Below are 16,477 nucleotides of genomic sequence, written 5' to 3'. Positions count from 1 at the left end.
GCTCGACTTGCATGTATTAGGCACGCCGCCAGCGTTCGTCCTGAGCCAGGATCAAACTCTCCAATAAAGAGTTGATTAGCTCAAATGCTAAACTCTAGCTTTTTATTACTTGTTGTCATTCTATAATGTTCATTATAAAATGATTATTATTGACGTTTGTTCGTTCAGTTTTCAAAGAGCAATTTAGTTAGCCACTCAAGAAGCGACTTTCCTAATATACCACCTATCAACATTCAATGTCAATAGTTTTTTTCAAAAAACTTTCCCCGCCGTTAACTTCAACATTTCTTGTTGTTTCAGCGACGGATATAAATATAACACCATTCTAATATTGAGGTCAATACTTTTTTAAACTTTTTTTATAAGTTACTAAAAAAAGACGGATTATCCTCCATTACAAAGAATTTTTTTCCCTTTCTAACATACACTTAATTAGTATTATTGGGTGTTTACTAATTACGTTTTAAGGATATTATACGTTAGGATTTTTTCTAATAGATTTCACCACTATAATTCATTAAAAGAATACACTTTGTTTTATTTCCTGTTTCCTTTAAAAAATTTCATCCATTTACTTATTCGGTAATAAGGAGAGCTTACCATACTAACTAATAGCAGGAGATGGAACGTTATGGATATCAATATTGATTTTTTATTAAAAATAGGCATTTCTGCCGGTCTTGGATTAATCATTGGCTTAGAAAGAGAAATCAAACGGAAACCAGTTGGTCTAAAGACAAGTCTTGTAATAAGTATTGTGAGCTGCTTATTAACTATTATCTCAATCGAAGCAGCTTATAAATTCCCAGGGAGCGATCAGGTTAATATCCAAATGGATCCTTTGCGCTTGCCAGCTCAAATAGTTTCCGGTATTGGATTTTTAGGTGCAGGGGTTATTCTAAGAAGAGGAAATGATAGTATTTCCGGTTTAACGACCGCTGCTTTGATTTGGGGAGCAGGTGGAATTGGAATCGCGGTTGGAGCAGGATATTATATAGAAGCTCTTATTGGAGTGACACTTCTATTAATCAGCGTAAAATTCGTACCCATCTTTATGAGCACGATTGGTCCTCGCCAACTAAGAGAAAAAGAAATTAAAGTGAAATTAAAAGCCCATCAAAAAGAAAATGTAACTACTATTATAAAAGCAATTCAAAGTTTAAAAACAGGAATAAAGCATTTAAGGATAAAAGATTTAGAAACTGGTGAGCATTCTATCTACCTTATATTAATTGTTAATCAAAAAAGAGAAGTGACCGAAGTATATAAAGAGATTTCCGAAATTAATGGTGTAAAAGAAATTGAAATTGAAAGTTTAAATTAATTTCATATTCCTTAATACTAAAAAAAGAAAGTTGCTTGGACAAAAATATTCCAGCATACAATAATCCCAAATAATTATACGAAGATGCCAATGAATAGGAGGTTCGTATAATTGTTTGGGATTTTTTAAAGATGTTCAAAACCTTTTATTAGGAAATGTACGGTGAAATTCACAGAAGAGCCTTACGGTAATAAATCTAATAGGAGGCTATAATGTGAAGATAAAACAAGATACTCGGCATCTAGTACTAAGCTATAAGACTTATTTATTCTTCGAGTGAAAAAAATTTGTTGTTTTCTCGGAATTTTTTTCTTTAAATGAATGCTATTTATTTAAAGGAATTAACTAAATGTTATATTATCCTACTCTAAAGTCAGAAAAAGGGGATGCCAAGTGAGCTATTAAAACAAATATCTATATTTTCATTTATAGTTTTAACCCATGTATTATCTATAATATGTTCCTTTTAGATTTGCAGCATTTGCCCTTTTTAATTAAATTTACAAGAATTCACTTATTTTAGTAATTCCTACCGTTTTTGTTTATTCCATCTACCGAAGTGTGTAGCTTTATCAAAAAGATAGATTAAGTTCAATTTTTAGACTTGAAGTTTCTGCCTATTTTTGTATAATATATGTAGATTAACATTATAATTGGGGGCTTAGCTCAGCTGGGAGAGCGCTTGCATGGCATGCAAGAGGTCGTCGGTTCGATCCCGATAGTCTCCACCATTCTGTTTTAAACACACGACTATCATAGTCGTTTTTTTGTGTCTATTATCAATAGTTAGCTTAATTAATTGAATTTCACTTTCTCTTCTTCCTCCAAATTGATCAATTGATTTAAGATTTCAACCTCCTAATCTTCCCTATTTTTACAATTGTATTTCCTATCAATTAAATTTCATTAAAATTTTTTTATATTTTACTGGATTATATAGATTATTTTACGCACATTATGTATAATCAGCCTTATTGAATTTTTTTAGGTAGTATTAAAGGAGGTAATTCATGTTGGGAAAAGCATTAATTATTGGTGCTGGTGGAGTAGCTAGTGTTGTTGCACATAAATGCTGTCAAGTACCGGATGTATTCGAAGAAATTTGTATTGCAAGCAGAACACTTTCTAAGTGTGAAGCAATTAAAGATAAAATTGACGGTGGCAAAACAAAGGTTTCAGTTGCTCAAGTCGATGCTGATAATACACAAGAAGTGATTGAGTTAATCAATAGCTTTAATCCAGAAATAGTAATCAATGTTGCATTACCATATCAAGACTTGACTATAATGGATGCTTGTCTTGCTACTGGTGTACATTACTTAGATACTGCAAACTATGAACCACCTGAAACAGCTAAATTTGAATATAAATGGCAATGGGAATATAAACAAAAGTTTGAAGAAGCTGGTCTAACTGCCTTACTTGGAAGTGGATTTGATCCAGGGGTAACAGGTGTTTTCACTGCTTATGCACAAAAGCATCATTTCGATGAGATTAATTATATTGATATTGTCGATGCGAATGGTGGAGATCACGGCTATCCATTCGCTACCAACTTTAATCCAGAAATCAACATTCGCGAAATCACAGCGAACGGAAGATATTGGGAAAAAGGCAAGTGGGTTGAGACACCACCTCTTTCTGAAAAAAGAGAATATGATTTAGATCAAATTGGTCCAAAAAACATTTATCTTTTATATCATGAAGAATTAGAATCATTAGCTGTAAACATTAAGGGACTTAAGAGAATCCGTTTCTGGATGACTTTCTCTGATAATTATCTAAACCACTTAAAGGTTCTTGAAAATGTTGGAATGACATCTATTGAACCAATTAATTATGAAGGTAAAGAAATTATCCCGCTTCAGTTCTTAAAAGAAATCCTTCCAGATCCAGCTTCTCTTGGACCTAGAACAAAAGGGAAAACAAATATCGGCTGTATCATTCAAGGTACAAAAGATGGAAAGCCAAAAACTTATTATGTATATAATATTTGCGATCACCAAGAGTGTTATCGTGAAGTAGGATCTCAAGCAATTTCTTATACTACTGGTGTTCCAGCAATGATTGGGGCAATGCTGATTATGAAAGGCCAATGGAAGCGCCCAGGAGTATACAATGTTGAGGAATTTGATCCAGATCCATTCATGGATGCATTAAATAAATATGGATTACCATGGCAGGAGAACTTCTCTCCAACTCTTATAGATTGAGAGGAATGAAATGAAAAAGATTGACTTTACACAAGCTCCATCCCCAAGTTATGTAGTGGACGAGCGTCTTTTAACGAGAAATTTAGAAATTTTACAGTCTGTACAAGAGCGAACAGGTGCAAAAATTCTGCTTGCATTAAAAGGTTTTTCCATGCACTCTGTATTTCCTCTAGTAGGAAAATACTTAGCAGGGGTAACATCAAGTTCATTATTTGAAGCTAGACTTGGGTATGAAAAAATGGGCAAAGAAGTGCATGCGTATGCACCTGCATATGCTGAGAGTGAGTTCGATGAATTACTTCAATATACAGACCATATCGTTTTTAATTCACACAGCCAATGGAATCGATTTAAAGATAAGGTTCAAAACGCTGGAAAGAAAATTGATGTAGGTCTTCGAATTAATCCTGAATACTCAGAGATAGAAACACAGCTTTATAATCCTTGTGCTCCTTACTCTCGCTTTGGCATAACTATGGATAACTTTAATCCAGAAGAATTAGATGGAATAGACGGGCTTCATTTTCATACAATGTGTGAACAAAATTCTGACACTTTAAAGCGTACGATAAAAGTAGTTGATGAGAAGTTCGGTGAACATATAAAGAAAATGAAATGGATCAACTTTGGCGGAGGACATCATATTACACGACCAGATTATGATATTGAAACCTTAGTAGAATCTATATTATTTATAAAAGAAAAATATAATGTAGATGTTTATTTAGAACCAGGTGAAGCTATTGCTTTGAATACAGGTTACTTAGTATCCACTGTCCTTGATATTGTTCATAATGGAATGGATATTGCTATTCTTGATACATCAGCAACATGTCATATGCCAGATGTGCTTGAAATGCCATATCGACCGAATATTATTGATGCTGGAACGCCTGGTGAAAATGAATATACCTATAGACTCGGCGGAATGACGTGTTTAGCTGGAGATGTCATTGGCGATTATTCTTTCAAAAAGCCATTAAAGCCTGGCGATAAAATTGTCTTCTGCGACATGGCTCACTACACTATGGTAAAAAACCATATGTTTAACGGTGTTAATTTACCTTCTATAGCTTCCTATAATGAAGAAGAAGGAATAAAAGTTGTTCGCCAATTTGTCTTTGAAGATTATAGTAATCGATTATCTTAAATAATTGTAAAAGAGGATATTTAAAGGGGCTTTCCCCTTCAAATATCCTCTTTTTTATGCTATTTATTCTTCTAGTAAAGCTAACGAGTTTTGAAATACTGCAGTCTGAAGCATCATTCCATCTTGTAATCAATAATTTGAAAAGAAACAATATTAAAGAAAAAACCCATTTTCACTTCTTGCCTTCCCTGGATAATCGTTTAATGATGACACGGTAACATAATGGTTACGACTGTACCCCATCCCTCTTTACTCTTCACTACCATATCTCCATTATTTTGTTTAAGAAGTTTTAAACAAATTGTTAAACCTATACCAGTTCCTTTTTCTTTACTTGTATAGTAAGGTTCTCCTATTCTTGCTAGCCTTTCTTTACTTATTCCATCACCATTATCAATTATTCTAATTCGACAATTATCCTTTTTCTGATCAAGAATAACTTTTACTTTACCTGTTTGTGGCGAAATCGCCTCCATACTATTTTTCAATATATTCAGCATTACTTGTTTAAACTGGGAATTATCAATTGATGCTATTAATTCTTGATCCTTCCTAGTTTCTACAATAATCTCTTTATTTTGTTCATTAGCCAGGGCTTGAAATAAAACTTTAATATTTTTCAATTCCATAAAGACTTTCGTTAATGGCAGAATATTATTTTCATTTTCTTTCGCCTCTGGCTTACTTAGTATAAGCAATTCCTTTAAGACTTCATTAATTCGATCAATTTCTTCAATTAAAATCGTTTCATAACCAGAAGCATCATTCTTCTCCTTGAGTAGCTGAATAAAACCTCTGATGGTCGTCAAAGGATTTCGGATTTCATGCGCGACACTTGCTGCCATCTCGCCTACCACTTTTAATTTCTCAGAAGAGATCATCAGTTGTTCATTATGCTTTTGATCCGTAATGTCATTACCAAAATAAATATGATATTCTTCCCCAGTACTATGTATAAGTTCTTTTTTTCCCCAAATCAGAAAGTAGTTTTTCCCTCTACTGTCTACAAAGCGATAAGGTTTCTCTGTTTCCATGTTAATGCGATCTGTAATATAAGAAAATGGTTGACCTAACCAAACCTTGTTTTCTAATGAAAGTAGATGTAAGAAAGAAGGATTCATTTTGACTATCTGATCTTTCCCATTCTTAACTAATAGATAATTAGGGTTTATATCCATAATCGCTTCTAATAATTCACTTTGCCTCGACAGCTCCATATTCATAATATTCATATGTGTTGATTGCATTTGGAAAAAACTTAAGAATAAAATAACTGCTGCAATTAATGAGTTAAAACTAGAAAAAAACAGCGGTATAAAAATATAACCACTAAAAACACCATTTATATAGATAATTAATACAGCAATCACAAACTTTATATAAAAACTTTTATAGATTGGATCTCTAATTTTAAAAGAAATGATCAATAAAATAATCGTATTTAAATATAATAAGACAATATTAATTATAAATAGTATATTCCATTCCCCGTAAATCGGAAGAACATATTCGGAGGAAAGCCAATTACCCTCTATTACTACAAAATCTTTAATGCCAAGGCTGGTAAAATTAATAAAATATGCAAATAAACTGTAGATGATTATTACGTATAAAAACGGCTTATTAAACACAAATCTAAATCGTTTAAATTCTTTATTTTCGCTTACTAAATAATAAGAAAAATAATACATGACTGGCATTATGCAGATAGTTCCAAGTCTAAATATTTTAAATAAAAGTTCAATTGTTTCCTGCTTCAAAAAATCTACTGCATATAATACAGCAATATCCATTTGCCAGAAAGCTAACATACATAAAAATAGAGATAAGGCCTTTGTTAACTGAGACTGTGAATAAAAAATTATCGTCACAGAAATAATGAGTGGAACTAACGAAACCATCAATAATAATATAGCTTCCACACTATGCTCCTCCTTTCGCTATCATAGCGCACCCATTATTACCTCCGTAACCGTGTGCTGTTATTAAAACCCGATCAATCTCTTGTTCTAATAACATTGTATTTATTGGGTAATTCCGATAATATGCATCTATTTCTGCGCTAATAGTTGCTGGTATAAACCGATTACTTATGCTTATTAATGATGCAATTATTTGAAAGAGTGGAGAAGCTCCCATTGCATGGCCAACTGTTCCTTTAATAGATGTAATCGGAATCTGATTCGTTTCAAAAAAACGTTGATAAACTCCTATTTCAATATGGTCATTTTCCAATATACCTAAAGCTTGACTATTTATATACGTTGGCATATTCTCTTGAAGACATTCAGCAACTGCCTTTTGCATGAGCAAACCTGTTGAATCTGATTGATAGGGCGAAACGGCATCCTGTGTTACACAAGTAGCATCTACTTTCCCTAATATAGAGGCATTTCTTTGTATGGCAATTTGTTCATTTTCCACAATTAACACGCCAGCACCTTCTGAGATTGAAAATCCTTTTCCTCCTGAAAATGGTCCAAATAGGGGTTGAGGATGTTCTTCAGATTGTAAAACACGCTGGGGTAGAAACCCTTTTATAACAGTGTCACAAACAGACTCATCACTAGCACCAACTATAAAAACATCTATTTGATTGGATTCAATTAATATTCTCGCTAAATTTAAAGCATCTATACCCGATGTACAACTATTTGCCAACGATAATGATAAACCGTTTATTTCCAAATAAGCACTAATGCTTGAGGATAAAGAATTAGCATTCATGTTTCCAATTGTATAAGGAGAAAGCCTTTTTCCTTTTTCTGAAGAAATAGCAGCTTTACTAATATCTGCTAAGCCCCCTGCTGAAGAACCAACGATTACTGCTGTTCGATAATCCCTAACATTAATTTTTGATTGCTCTATTGCTTCGTTACATGCTTGTAGAAGCATACGTACAGGTTTAGACATTTTTTCTTGCTTTCTACTTAACTTAATTAATTGTTCTTCATGCACCCTACCAGTATATATGTATTTCCCTTCATATTCTTCCTGCTTTAACATACTTTTATTATTTTTAAGTACAGTGGTATACTCTTTTATATTGGAAAAACCCGCTCCTATTATCCCCATCCCAGTAATAACCGATTTCATCTTCATGTTCTCCTAAATAATATTCCTTACATTTGTATTTTACTATGAAAATCGATTTACATCAGTAAAATAAACGAAAATGTACAAATTGCCACAAATACAAATAAAAATGGCTACATCAAAGTATTTCTAACTAACAAAGCTAATGATTAGCAATCCCCATTTATTAACAAGAATTTTTCTAACACTTTGCTTTTATCGTCAGAACCTTGTGTAGCCTGCTTTTAACAAAACATATTGTTTTACTTACTGATAGCCATTTTCTCTATTTGATGCTTCATCTTGTATCTCTTCTTTGAAGGATTCTACAGCAGCTTCTCTTCGTTTATTTTTCTGTTGAATCATTTCTTTCTCGTCTGGACTTGCATTAACCATTGTTTCTTCCGCTTTATTAATATTATCCATTGTGTTTTGTACCATGTCCTGCAATTTTTCTACATTATCAGAACGATTATCGGGGTTTGGCTTTTGAAAGCTCACCTTTATTCCTCCTTCCTATATGCTTCGTTTGTATTTTGGATGTCTATCTGGTTTTTTATACGAAGCTACCCCTCAATACACACTACCATTTATTTACAAGAACTACTTTTCCTACTGCCTTCCCCGACTCTAAATATTCATGTGCTTCTCCTACTTCCTCGAAAGAAAAGGTCTTTTTATCAAGTAGTGGCTTTAAACGATTTTCTTCTATCACTTTAGTGATATTTCGCAGGATATCTCCATGTTCAAAACGCTTCTCCTCATCAAGGAGTTTCAGAAGCATAAAGATAACATGTAGGGAAAGTGATTTCGAATGTAAAGGAGTCAAATCATGTGTAGACCTGGCAGCGATAGTTAATACTGTACCATTTAAGGAAGCTGCCTCAAAAGAACGATCGAGATTATCACCACCTACTGTATCAAAAACTAATGAAAATCCTTTCCCATCTGTGTACTTTTCAACATACTCTTTTACAGACACTTCTCGATAAGGAATGATATAATCAGCTCCTAATTCTTTTGCGACTGTTTGTTTTTCAATGGATGAAGCAGTTGTAAAAACAGTTGCTCCCATCCACTTAGCTAACTGGATTGCAATATGGCCAACGCCTCCTGCACCACCATGGATAAGGATAGTATCTCCTTTTTTTAAATCACCTTTTGTAAATAATGACTCCCATGCCGTAATTCCAACAAGAGGGAGTGCTGCAGCTTCTTCCATAGTAATATTTTGTGGTTTATGTGCTAAAACGGATGAATCAGCAATCATATACTCTACCAATGCTCCATCTAGCCCCTTGAAGCCACCTGCACATCCATATACTTCGTCCCCTACTTGAAAGGACTCTACTCCCTCTCCTACTTCCTCAATGACCCCAGCAACATCCCCATGCAATACTGCTGGAAAGGATGGAGAAACGCCTGGTACAGCACCAATTCGAACTTTAATATCAATGGGATTCACACTTGTTGCCTTTACTTTTATTCGTACTTGGCCAGGAAATAGTCTTTTTGTATCTATTTCCTTTAATTTAAATACTGATGACTCCCCAAATTTTTCTATTACCATTGCCTTCATCAAAATCATCTCCTTTATATCCATATTACCTAATTTGTTGCATTAATTCGAAAATATAGGATTGCCATCCACTTTTTTCTACTACTGGCAGTAAAAAAGTTTCTACTTTGGAAAAAATGGATATTAGTATCTTATCGCTATCATACTAAACAATATCGTAATTGATATTTATCAAGGAGGATACAAAAATGACAGACCTCAAAAATAAAGTAGCACTTATTACGGGAGCAGCTTCAGGCATTGGAAAAGCAGCAGCACTCTCACTTGCAAATAAAGGGATGAAAGTAGCTTTAGTTGACTTAAATGCTGACGATTTAGAAGAAGTGAAAAATTCCATTAATGATAAAGGGCAAGAAGCTATATCCATCGAAGCAAATGTGGCTGATCCTACTTCTATTCAACGAGCTATTGATGAAACGGTTAAGAAATGGGATAAATTAGATACCGTTTTTATTAATGCTGGTATTAATGGCGCCGTTTCATCCATCGAAGATCTTACACCATCCGAATGGGATAACACGATAGACACAAATCTGAAAAGCACCTTTTTAACGGTTAAATATAGTATTCCTTATATGAAAACAAATGGCGGAAGTATTATTATTACAAGTAGTATAAATGGAAATCGTATTTTTAAGAACTTTGGAATGTCTGCTTACAGTACCTCAAAAGCTGGCCAAGTCGCATTCGGAAAAATGGCTGCACTTGAATTAGCACAATTTAAAATTCGAGTAAATATGATTTGCCCTGGCGCAATAGATACAAATATTGAAAAAAATACATTTAAAGATGAGAAACACTTAACAGAAATAACGATACCTGTTGAATATCCTGAAGGGAATCAACCACTATCCAATGAATCAGGCAGTGCACAGCAAGTGGCCGATTTAGTATATTTTTTAAGCTCTGATTTATCTAACCATATTACAGGCACAGAAATTTATATTGATGGTGCAGAGTCTCTTTTATAGGAAATGAGGCTGGGACAAAACTAAATAACTAATCTTTAAAGATGAACAATCTCTAATTCAGCTATTAAATAATAGCTACTTTCTCATGATGGTATCCATGTTTTTATATATAGTCAAGTGTAAAAACTAAGTCGTTCCATTGCGCTACAGACGCTCGATGCGCCAGGGAGGAAGCTGAGTCTCCTCGCATACGAGACCACTGAAAAACTGATGATTTTTAAATCCTAAAAATCATCGGTAAATCTATTTTCTAGTTTTTTATGTCTTATTTCCACATATCTCCATATATGAAAGGTGGATTTCCTAAATCCTTCAATTCCTCCCCTTATTTTTCGTTCATTAACTTTAGAATTCTTTTTAAATTCACCGCAAATATGGTGGTGGCCCCTTGAATCTGCATACCAAATAAACCCGAGGAAGTTGCTTTTTTCAACCCGTGTCTGTTCTTTAATTCATTATTTTTCGCTTCTATTTTATATCGTTCTTTTGCCATTTTTTTGAATTCTTCTGTCTTTTGGAATGCCTCTTGTTCCAAATGAGTATTGGATTTAATCGTAACGGAAAACGACTTTGTTTTCGCTCCTTCTTTATAACACCCATTTTTAAATGGACAAACTTTACACTTCTCAACATCAAAAAAATATTTTAGTTGCGGATTTCTGTTTTCATCTTTTTCTCGTTTCTTTTTTCCTTTTTTAATGGCTAAGTGACCAGCGGGACAGGCATACATATCGGCATCTTTGTTAAATTCAAATCCCGTCTTACGATGAGGTTGTCCATTGGTTATTACTGGGTGTAATTTTGAAACAAGCTGCATGTTATTTTCCTTGGTATATTCTAAATTTTCTTTTGCAGAATATGCTGTATCTCCTAAGATAGTTTCTACCTTCATTCCTGCTTCATTTGTCTTTTCCACTAGCTCTTTTAAATACTTTCCATCTCCTTGTTCTCCAGAGGTAATAACAGCGGCAGTCACAATACGTTCATCAGACATGGCAATATGTGTTTTATAGCCGTGAAAGGCATGGTCAGCGGATTTATAACCTGTTCTCGCATCTTCATCACTGGAATAAGACGACTGTTCCTGGAAATCTTCTATTATTTCCTTTAATCCATTTACTTTTTCACGTACAGCTGGAATGTGTACGACCTTTGCCTCCTGTTCTATTACTTCTACTAATGCGGAACAATAGACAAGCTCCTTTTCTACTTCATTCGAAGTAGGTTTGGCCGGAAATTTTTCCTTTATCGATTCATCGAACGAATAAATTAACTTTCGTACTTTTTTGGCTTTCTCTTGTAAATATTCTTTCGGTGATTTATTTCGATAACGGGAAAGGGTATGGGTGGCGTCTACGATAATCGTTTTACTCGTGATTATCTTCTTTTCCACTGCGATTTCTACTGTTTTCCCAATTAATAAGTCTAATAAAGCAATATCTTGAAGCCGCATTCTCCGAAATTTCGTTAGGGAGCTTGGATTGATCACTGGATCTTCTGGAGCCATATCTAAAAAATATTTAAAGGACATATCATACTTAGAACGTTCCACCACATCGATATCGGATAAATCAAAGATTACCTTTAAGAGTAGGTATTTAAACATACGGATTGGTGGGATAGCGTTTCTTCCATTATCCAAACAATACTTGGATGTTAGTTCCTCCAGGATAAAGGAAAAGTCAACCAAATCATTTATTTGGCGAAGCATGTTATCTTTCGGAACAACTAAATCGTAGATAAACATATATGGACTTAAGTTTAATGTCTCTTGTTTTTCAAGCATAAAATACTCCCCACCAACGTTTTTTTTCCATTATATAAGAAAAAGGGGGAATATGGGGAGAAATTCCGCATATTCCCCCTTTTTTTGGAAGTTTTTCCAAATTAAATAAGAATTTATTTATTTGAAAGCGAATATTAAGTTGGTTTGGAGAGGTGACCGCTTGACTCCTATGGGAGCAGCGAGAAAGTCCGAGACCCTGCAGGAGCGGAGCGACGAAGCGGCTCGGCGCTCGCCCCATGGAAAGCAAGTGGTCACCTCGGAAAACAATTTACACATCTAAGTTTAAAAGGCGGTTACGACCAATCATCAATAGCTATCAGTTTTTCAGTGGTCTCCTCGCATACGCTGCGGGGTCTAAAGCGCCTCTATTTCCCGCAGGAGTCGAGCGTCCTTCGCTCCATACACTTCGTTTCTTAAACCTTTTTTTAAAACAACAAACACAAATTTTTATGCGAATTATTTGCATAAAAATTTGTGTTTGTTGTTGGTTGAAATGCTTATTTCCCAGTCTCTACGTATAATAGGTAATTTGGCTTCACCCTTTTCTCTTTTATTATCATAGAGTTGTCTAGAAGAGATTCCTTCTTTATCCTATGCTAAAATAGGAAGAAAATATTGCAAAAGGAGTATCAAGAAATGAATGAAACTATACAACTTTTAAAAAATCATCGTTCTTATCGTACGTATCAAGATAAGGAAGTGACTTTAGAAACACTACAATTGATCATGGAAACAGCTCAAAGTGCTCCTTCTTGGACAAATGGACAGCATGTTACAGCTATCCTTGTTCGTGATGTAGAGAGAAAGAAAAAATTAGCAGCGTTATGCGGGAATCAAAAACATGTAGAAAATGCTCCTGCCTTCCTTGTTTTTTGTGCCGATTTCTACCGAGCTAAATTAGCAAGTGAAATGGAGGGAAAGGAATTTAAAGCAATTGAAGATGTGGACACCATTTTAATTGGTGCTACTGATGTGGGGCTTGCCATGCAAAATGCCATTACGGCTGCTGAATCACTTGGCTTAGGCACTGTTCCAATAGGCGGTATTCGTCGAAACGCTTTAGAGGTAATTGAATTTTTAGAGCTTCCTACCTATGTCATTCCCATCGCAGGACTTTGCGTCGGTTATCCAGATGGTGATCCAGGCCTAAAACCTAGATTACCATTACAAAGTGTTCTTCATGAAGAAAAATACAATAAAAAGCAACAAGCTATTATTGAAGAATATAATGCTACTTATAAAGAATATTTAAAAGATAGAGGAGAAGCACCAGTAGGATGGACAAATCGAATTGCTAATTTCTACGACAAACCCTATTACCCTAGTAACGCAAAAATGATCAAACAACAGGGCTTTCTTTCTAAAGATATGAAAGAATGAAAATAATAACGCAACATAAAAACTGGCTTGTTCCAAAGATGCTTTGAAACAAGCCAGTTTTATTTAGGAAAATTAATTTCAAACGTCGTCCCAACTTCTAATGTACTATCTACCTTTATCGTACCATCATGTTTTTCAACAATCCATTTTGCAATGGAAAGACCTAAACCTGTCCCTTCTCGATTCGTTCTTGATTGTTCTACTTGATAAAAACGGTTAAAGATTTTCGAAGTTTCTTCTTTAGGAATACCAATCCCCGTATCCTTTACTTGAATTATAACCGAATTAGCCTTTTCCATCGCAAGTAGTTGAATCTCTCCACCTTCCATCGTATACTTCATACTATTATCCACAAGAATAACAAGCAATTGAAGTATTCGTTCCTTATCACCAATAAACGAAATCTTGTTTTTTACAGTGGCATAAATTTTTTTTCCTTGAAAATCAGCGATATCTGCATATTGATTAACAACATCATGGATTACTTCCTCTAAAGCAAATTGCGTTTTCACTATTTCTACTTGATTTGAATCCGATCGAGCCAAAGTGAGTAAATTTGTTACAAGTTTACTCAATCTTCTTGTTTCTTTTGAAATAACAGAGATATCCAATGCTCTTTCCTGAATAGTTGCTTCCGGTTTTTGAAAAAGCACATCTGCACGTGACTGGATAACAGCTAAAGGTGTCCTTAATTCATGTGAAGCATCAGACACAAATTGTTGCTGGGCCTCCCATGATCGCTGGATAGGGATTAAAGCTCTCCCTGCCAAAAAATAACCAGCAATTACAGCAAATATGCTACCAATACTTATGCCAACAGTCATGATGATTATTAGCTGTTCTAACATACTCTCCTCAGAATCAATATTCCTGATTATTTGAATTGTCTTTGTTTCTCCATTAATCTCTATATTAGTAGAAATAGTTTGAAACTGTAATCCTTCTGACGACGTTTTCTTTTCTAAAATATTGATGGAATTCGGTTTTAAATATTTCTCTTCCTCCGTATAATCTATAATTGAGTTTTCCGAGATTCCTTCAATTTCTCCGGTACTATTCCACTGGATAAGCATTAATTTAGGACCTACCATTGGAATAGGACCACGTCCATCTCTTTCACCCATTCGCTTCAGATCTTCAATACCATTATAAAGAGACATATTGACCTCACGATAGGTTTGCTTTTCCGTAAATAGATATATGGTATAACCTATAATAGCCATTAGCAGAATAAAGACAATCGAATTTAAAATGGTTAGATTAATTCTTGTTTTACGAAACATGTATATACTTTACCCCTTAGTAATCCTTCAAAATATAACCGACACCTCGGACAGTTTGAATATCTTTATGATAATCAAATGGTTCTAATTTCTTTCGAATCTGATGAATAAAGACTTCCACAATGGCAATCGTTGTATCTGAATCAAACCCCCAAATCCGATCAAAAATTTGTTCCTTCGTTACTATTTTTCCATTATTTTGAATAAGATATTCCAATAATTCATACTGCTTTATGGTTAACTTGATTGGATTATCGTTTACTAAAATATCATTTTCTTTCCCTGTTAGTATGATTCCCTTATACTTGATGCCCTCATCTAAATCAAGAGCTCCACTTCTTCTTAACAATGCTTTAATTCTTGCTTGAAGTTCCGGTGTTTGAAATGGCTTAACGAGATAATCATCTCCTCCAAATTCCAAGCCTTTTACTCTATCTTCAAGTGAATCCTTCGCAGTTAAAAATAATACTGGTGTTTTAATTTTCTCTTTTCTAATATGTTTAACAATATCAAAACCATTCACATGTGGAAGCATCACATCCAAGATAATCAGGTCATATATATTCTGCCCTGCAAAGAACATACCATCTTCGCCGTTATCTGCAATATCTACGGTGTATTCTGTTTCCAGAATTGTTTTTAAAGAATCGAGTAACAGTTTGTTATCTTCTACGATTAATATTTTCATTTAATGTTCTCCTTACCTTTTATCCCAGTCTGTATCTAAAACTTACCTTCTTTCTATTTTAATAGCAACGTCTTAACTTATCCTTAATATCTATATTTTTTATTTACTTATCAAAATAGGCAGTAATCCATTTTTAACAAATGAATCACTGCCTATTATTATAAACGCTTTAGGAGCTAGCTTGCATCCCTTATATTACTTCTGGAAGAATAAAATAATTAGCTAGCTTCGCATTAACATGTGTTTGCCAATTATGTAATGGAATGTCGAGGTTCTCCAATAATTTATATGCGTGGACCCATGCACTCATCTCCGCATTTACACGATATGACCAGTCATGTAACCATTTATCATGATTTAATTCTCCATTCACAAAATCAATAACATGACCAATTTCATGTGCTAGTGCATAAGTGTTTTCTAAAGAAAAATGATAAGGAATGGTAATATACATTTTCGTATTAAAACTTATTTTTTTCGTTGAATCATATACAACTTTACATCCTAATTCCTCAGCAAAACTAACTACTTTCATAAATCTTTCTCTTGAAATCATCATACCTTAATTCCCCCTTTACCAATATTTACTATACTTAAAAACAATATGTTTACGTTTATACTCTTGAGAATCGGCTATATAACCTATGTAACGTTAATTAAAAATCTTTTATGGGAGTGATAGAAATGGCAGACAACAACAAAATGAGCAGAGAAGAAGCAGGAAGAAAAGGCGGAGAAGCTACTTCTAAAAATCACGATAAGGATTTTTACCAAGAAATTGGACAAAAAGGTGGAGAAGCTACCTCTGACAACCACGACAAGGAATTTTACCAAGAAATCGGTAAAAAAGGTGGACAGGCAACTTCTGATAACCACGATAAAGAATTCTACCAAGAAATTGGCCGAAAAGGCGGAAATTCTCGTAACGACAATGATTAATGGATACCGACATATCCATTATCTAATTTAACTTATGTTAAATATCCCGGTAGATATTCCACCAAAAAGGAACAAAAAAAATTAAAAAC

The 16,477-nt window shown here is 34.1% G+C and carries 14 protein-coding genes, 1 tRNA gene and 1 rRNA gene; 7 read left to right on the top strand and 9 right to left on the bottom strand.

Going from position 1 to position 16,477, the window contains the following annotated elements; all coding sequences use genetic code 11:
- Positions 1-67: ribosomal RNA gene (locus tag ACTQ5K_RS21340) — 16S ribosomal RNA — on the bottom strand; the annotation flags it as partial.
- Between the two features lie 564 nt (positions 68-631).
- Between ACTQ5K_RS21340 and ACTQ5K_RS21335 the strand changes: the two genes are divergently transcribed.
- The 4 genes from ACTQ5K_RS21335 (at position 632) to nspC (ending at position 4,687) form a co-directional block, all read left to right on the top strand.
- Entirely contained in the window at positions 632-1,324 is a 693-nt protein-coding gene (locus ACTQ5K_RS21335; protein ID WP_031536977.1) for an MgtC/SapB family protein, read from the top strand.
- A gap of 655 nt (positions 1,325-1,979) precedes the next feature.
- Positions 1,980-2,055, top strand: a tRNA-Ala gene (locus tag ACTQ5K_RS21330).
- A gap of 282 nt (positions 2,056-2,337) precedes the next feature.
- Positions 2,338-3,537: a saccharopine dehydrogenase family protein gene (locus ACTQ5K_RS21325; protein WP_031536976.1), complete on the top strand. Its 1,200-nt coding sequence runs from the start codon at positions 2,338-2,340 to the stop codon at positions 3,535-3,537.
- 10 nt (positions 3,538-3,547) lie between these two features.
- Positions 3,548-4,687, top strand: a complete 1,140-nt coding sequence (gene nspC, locus ACTQ5K_RS21320) for a carboxynorspermidine decarboxylase (protein ID WP_031536975.1) — start codon at positions 3,548-3,550, stop codon at positions 4,685-4,687.
- 200 nt (positions 4,688-4,887) lie between these two features.
- Here nspC and ACTQ5K_RS21315 read toward each other — a convergent pair whose 3' ends face one another.
- The 4 genes from ACTQ5K_RS21315 to ACTQ5K_RS21300 all read right to left on the bottom strand — a co-directional run bounded on the left by ACTQ5K_RS21315 (position 4,888) and on the right by ACTQ5K_RS21300 (position 9,341).
- Positions 4,888-6,609 (bottom strand): ATP-binding protein, encoded by a 1,722-nt coding sequence (locus ACTQ5K_RS21315; protein WP_251628032.1) that lies wholly within the window; start codon positions 6,607-6,609, stop codon positions 4,888-4,890.
- Between the two features lies 1 nt (position 6,610).
- Positions 6,611-7,783, bottom strand: coding sequence for a beta-ketoacyl synthase N-terminal-like domain-containing protein (locus tag ACTQ5K_RS21310; protein ID WP_441994279.1), 1,173 nt, complete (start codon positions 7,781-7,783; stop codon positions 6,611-6,613).
- A 246-nt stretch (positions 7,784-8,029) separates the two neighbouring features.
- A complete protein-coding gene (gene tlp / locus ACTQ5K_RS21305; protein WP_192840957.1) occupies positions 8,030-8,269 on the bottom strand; it encodes a small acid-soluble spore protein Tlp in 240 nt (79 codons plus the stop codon).
- Between the two features lie 76 nt (positions 8,270-8,345).
- Positions 8,346-9,341: a zinc-dependent alcohol dehydrogenase family protein gene (locus tag ACTQ5K_RS21300; protein WP_031536970.1), complete on the bottom strand. Its 996-nt coding sequence runs from the start codon at positions 9,339-9,341 to the stop codon at positions 8,346-8,348.
- A 188-nt stretch (positions 9,342-9,529) separates the two neighbouring features.
- Between ACTQ5K_RS21300 and ACTQ5K_RS21295 the strand changes: the two genes are divergently transcribed.
- The gene (locus tag ACTQ5K_RS21295; RefSeq protein WP_031536969.1) at positions 9,530-10,312 is read left to right on the top strand and encodes an SDR family oxidoreductase; all 783 of its coding nucleotides are present in this window, start codon (positions 9,530-9,532) and stop codon (positions 10,310-10,312) included.
- Between the two features lie 325 nt (positions 10,313-10,637).
- On the opposite strand, the gene ACTQ5K_RS21290 is transcribed toward ACTQ5K_RS21295, so the two are convergent.
- Entirely contained in the window at positions 10,638-12,098 is a 1,461-nt protein-coding gene (locus ACTQ5K_RS21290) for an IS1182 family transposase (protein WP_441994277.1), read from the bottom strand.
- 636 nt (positions 12,099-12,734) lie between these two features.
- On the opposite strand from ACTQ5K_RS21290, the gene ACTQ5K_RS21285 reads away from it, so the two are divergent.
- Positions 12,735-13,478: an NADPH-dependent oxidoreductase gene (locus ACTQ5K_RS21285; protein WP_031536968.1), complete on the top strand. Its 744-nt coding sequence runs from the start codon at positions 12,735-12,737 to the stop codon at positions 13,476-13,478.
- Positions 13,479-13,537: 59 nt separating this feature from the next.
- Here the strand turns inward: ACTQ5K_RS21285 and ACTQ5K_RS21280 are convergent, their stop codons facing one another.
- The 3 genes from ACTQ5K_RS21280 to ACTQ5K_RS21270 form a co-directional block, all read right to left on the bottom strand.
- The gene (locus tag ACTQ5K_RS21280) at positions 13,538-14,761 is read right to left on the bottom strand and encodes a sensor histidine kinase (protein ID WP_441994276.1); all 1,224 of its coding nucleotides are present in this window, start codon (positions 14,759-14,761) and stop codon (positions 13,538-13,540) included.
- Between the two features lie 16 nt (positions 14,762-14,777).
- Complete coding sequence (locus tag ACTQ5K_RS21275; RefSeq protein WP_031536966.1) at positions 14,778-15,449, bottom strand: response regulator transcription factor; 672 nt, start codon at positions 15,447-15,449, stop codon at positions 14,778-14,780.
- A 190-nt stretch (positions 15,450-15,639) separates the two neighbouring features.
- Positions 15,640-16,008 (bottom strand): hypothetical protein, encoded by a 369-nt coding sequence (locus tag ACTQ5K_RS21270; protein WP_235251704.1) that lies wholly within the window; start codon positions 16,006-16,008, stop codon positions 15,640-15,642.
- Positions 16,009-16,133: 125 nt separating this feature from the next.
- Between ACTQ5K_RS21270 and ACTQ5K_RS21265 the strand changes: the two genes are divergently transcribed.
- On the top strand, positions 16,134-16,388 hold the full coding sequence (locus tag ACTQ5K_RS21265) for a general stress protein (RefSeq protein WP_031536964.1): 255 nt from the start codon (positions 16,134-16,136) through the stop codon (positions 16,386-16,388).
- Positions 16,389-16,477: the final 89 nt, after the last annotated feature.

This window comes from Niallia sp. Sow4_A1, assembly GCF_052116745.1.
Classification (GTDB): Bacteria; Bacillota; Bacilli; order Bacillales; family Cytobacillaceae; genus Niallia; species Niallia hominis.
Note: the sequence above shows the minus strand (reverse complement) of the source record. Positions and strands in the feature narration are given on the sequence as shown.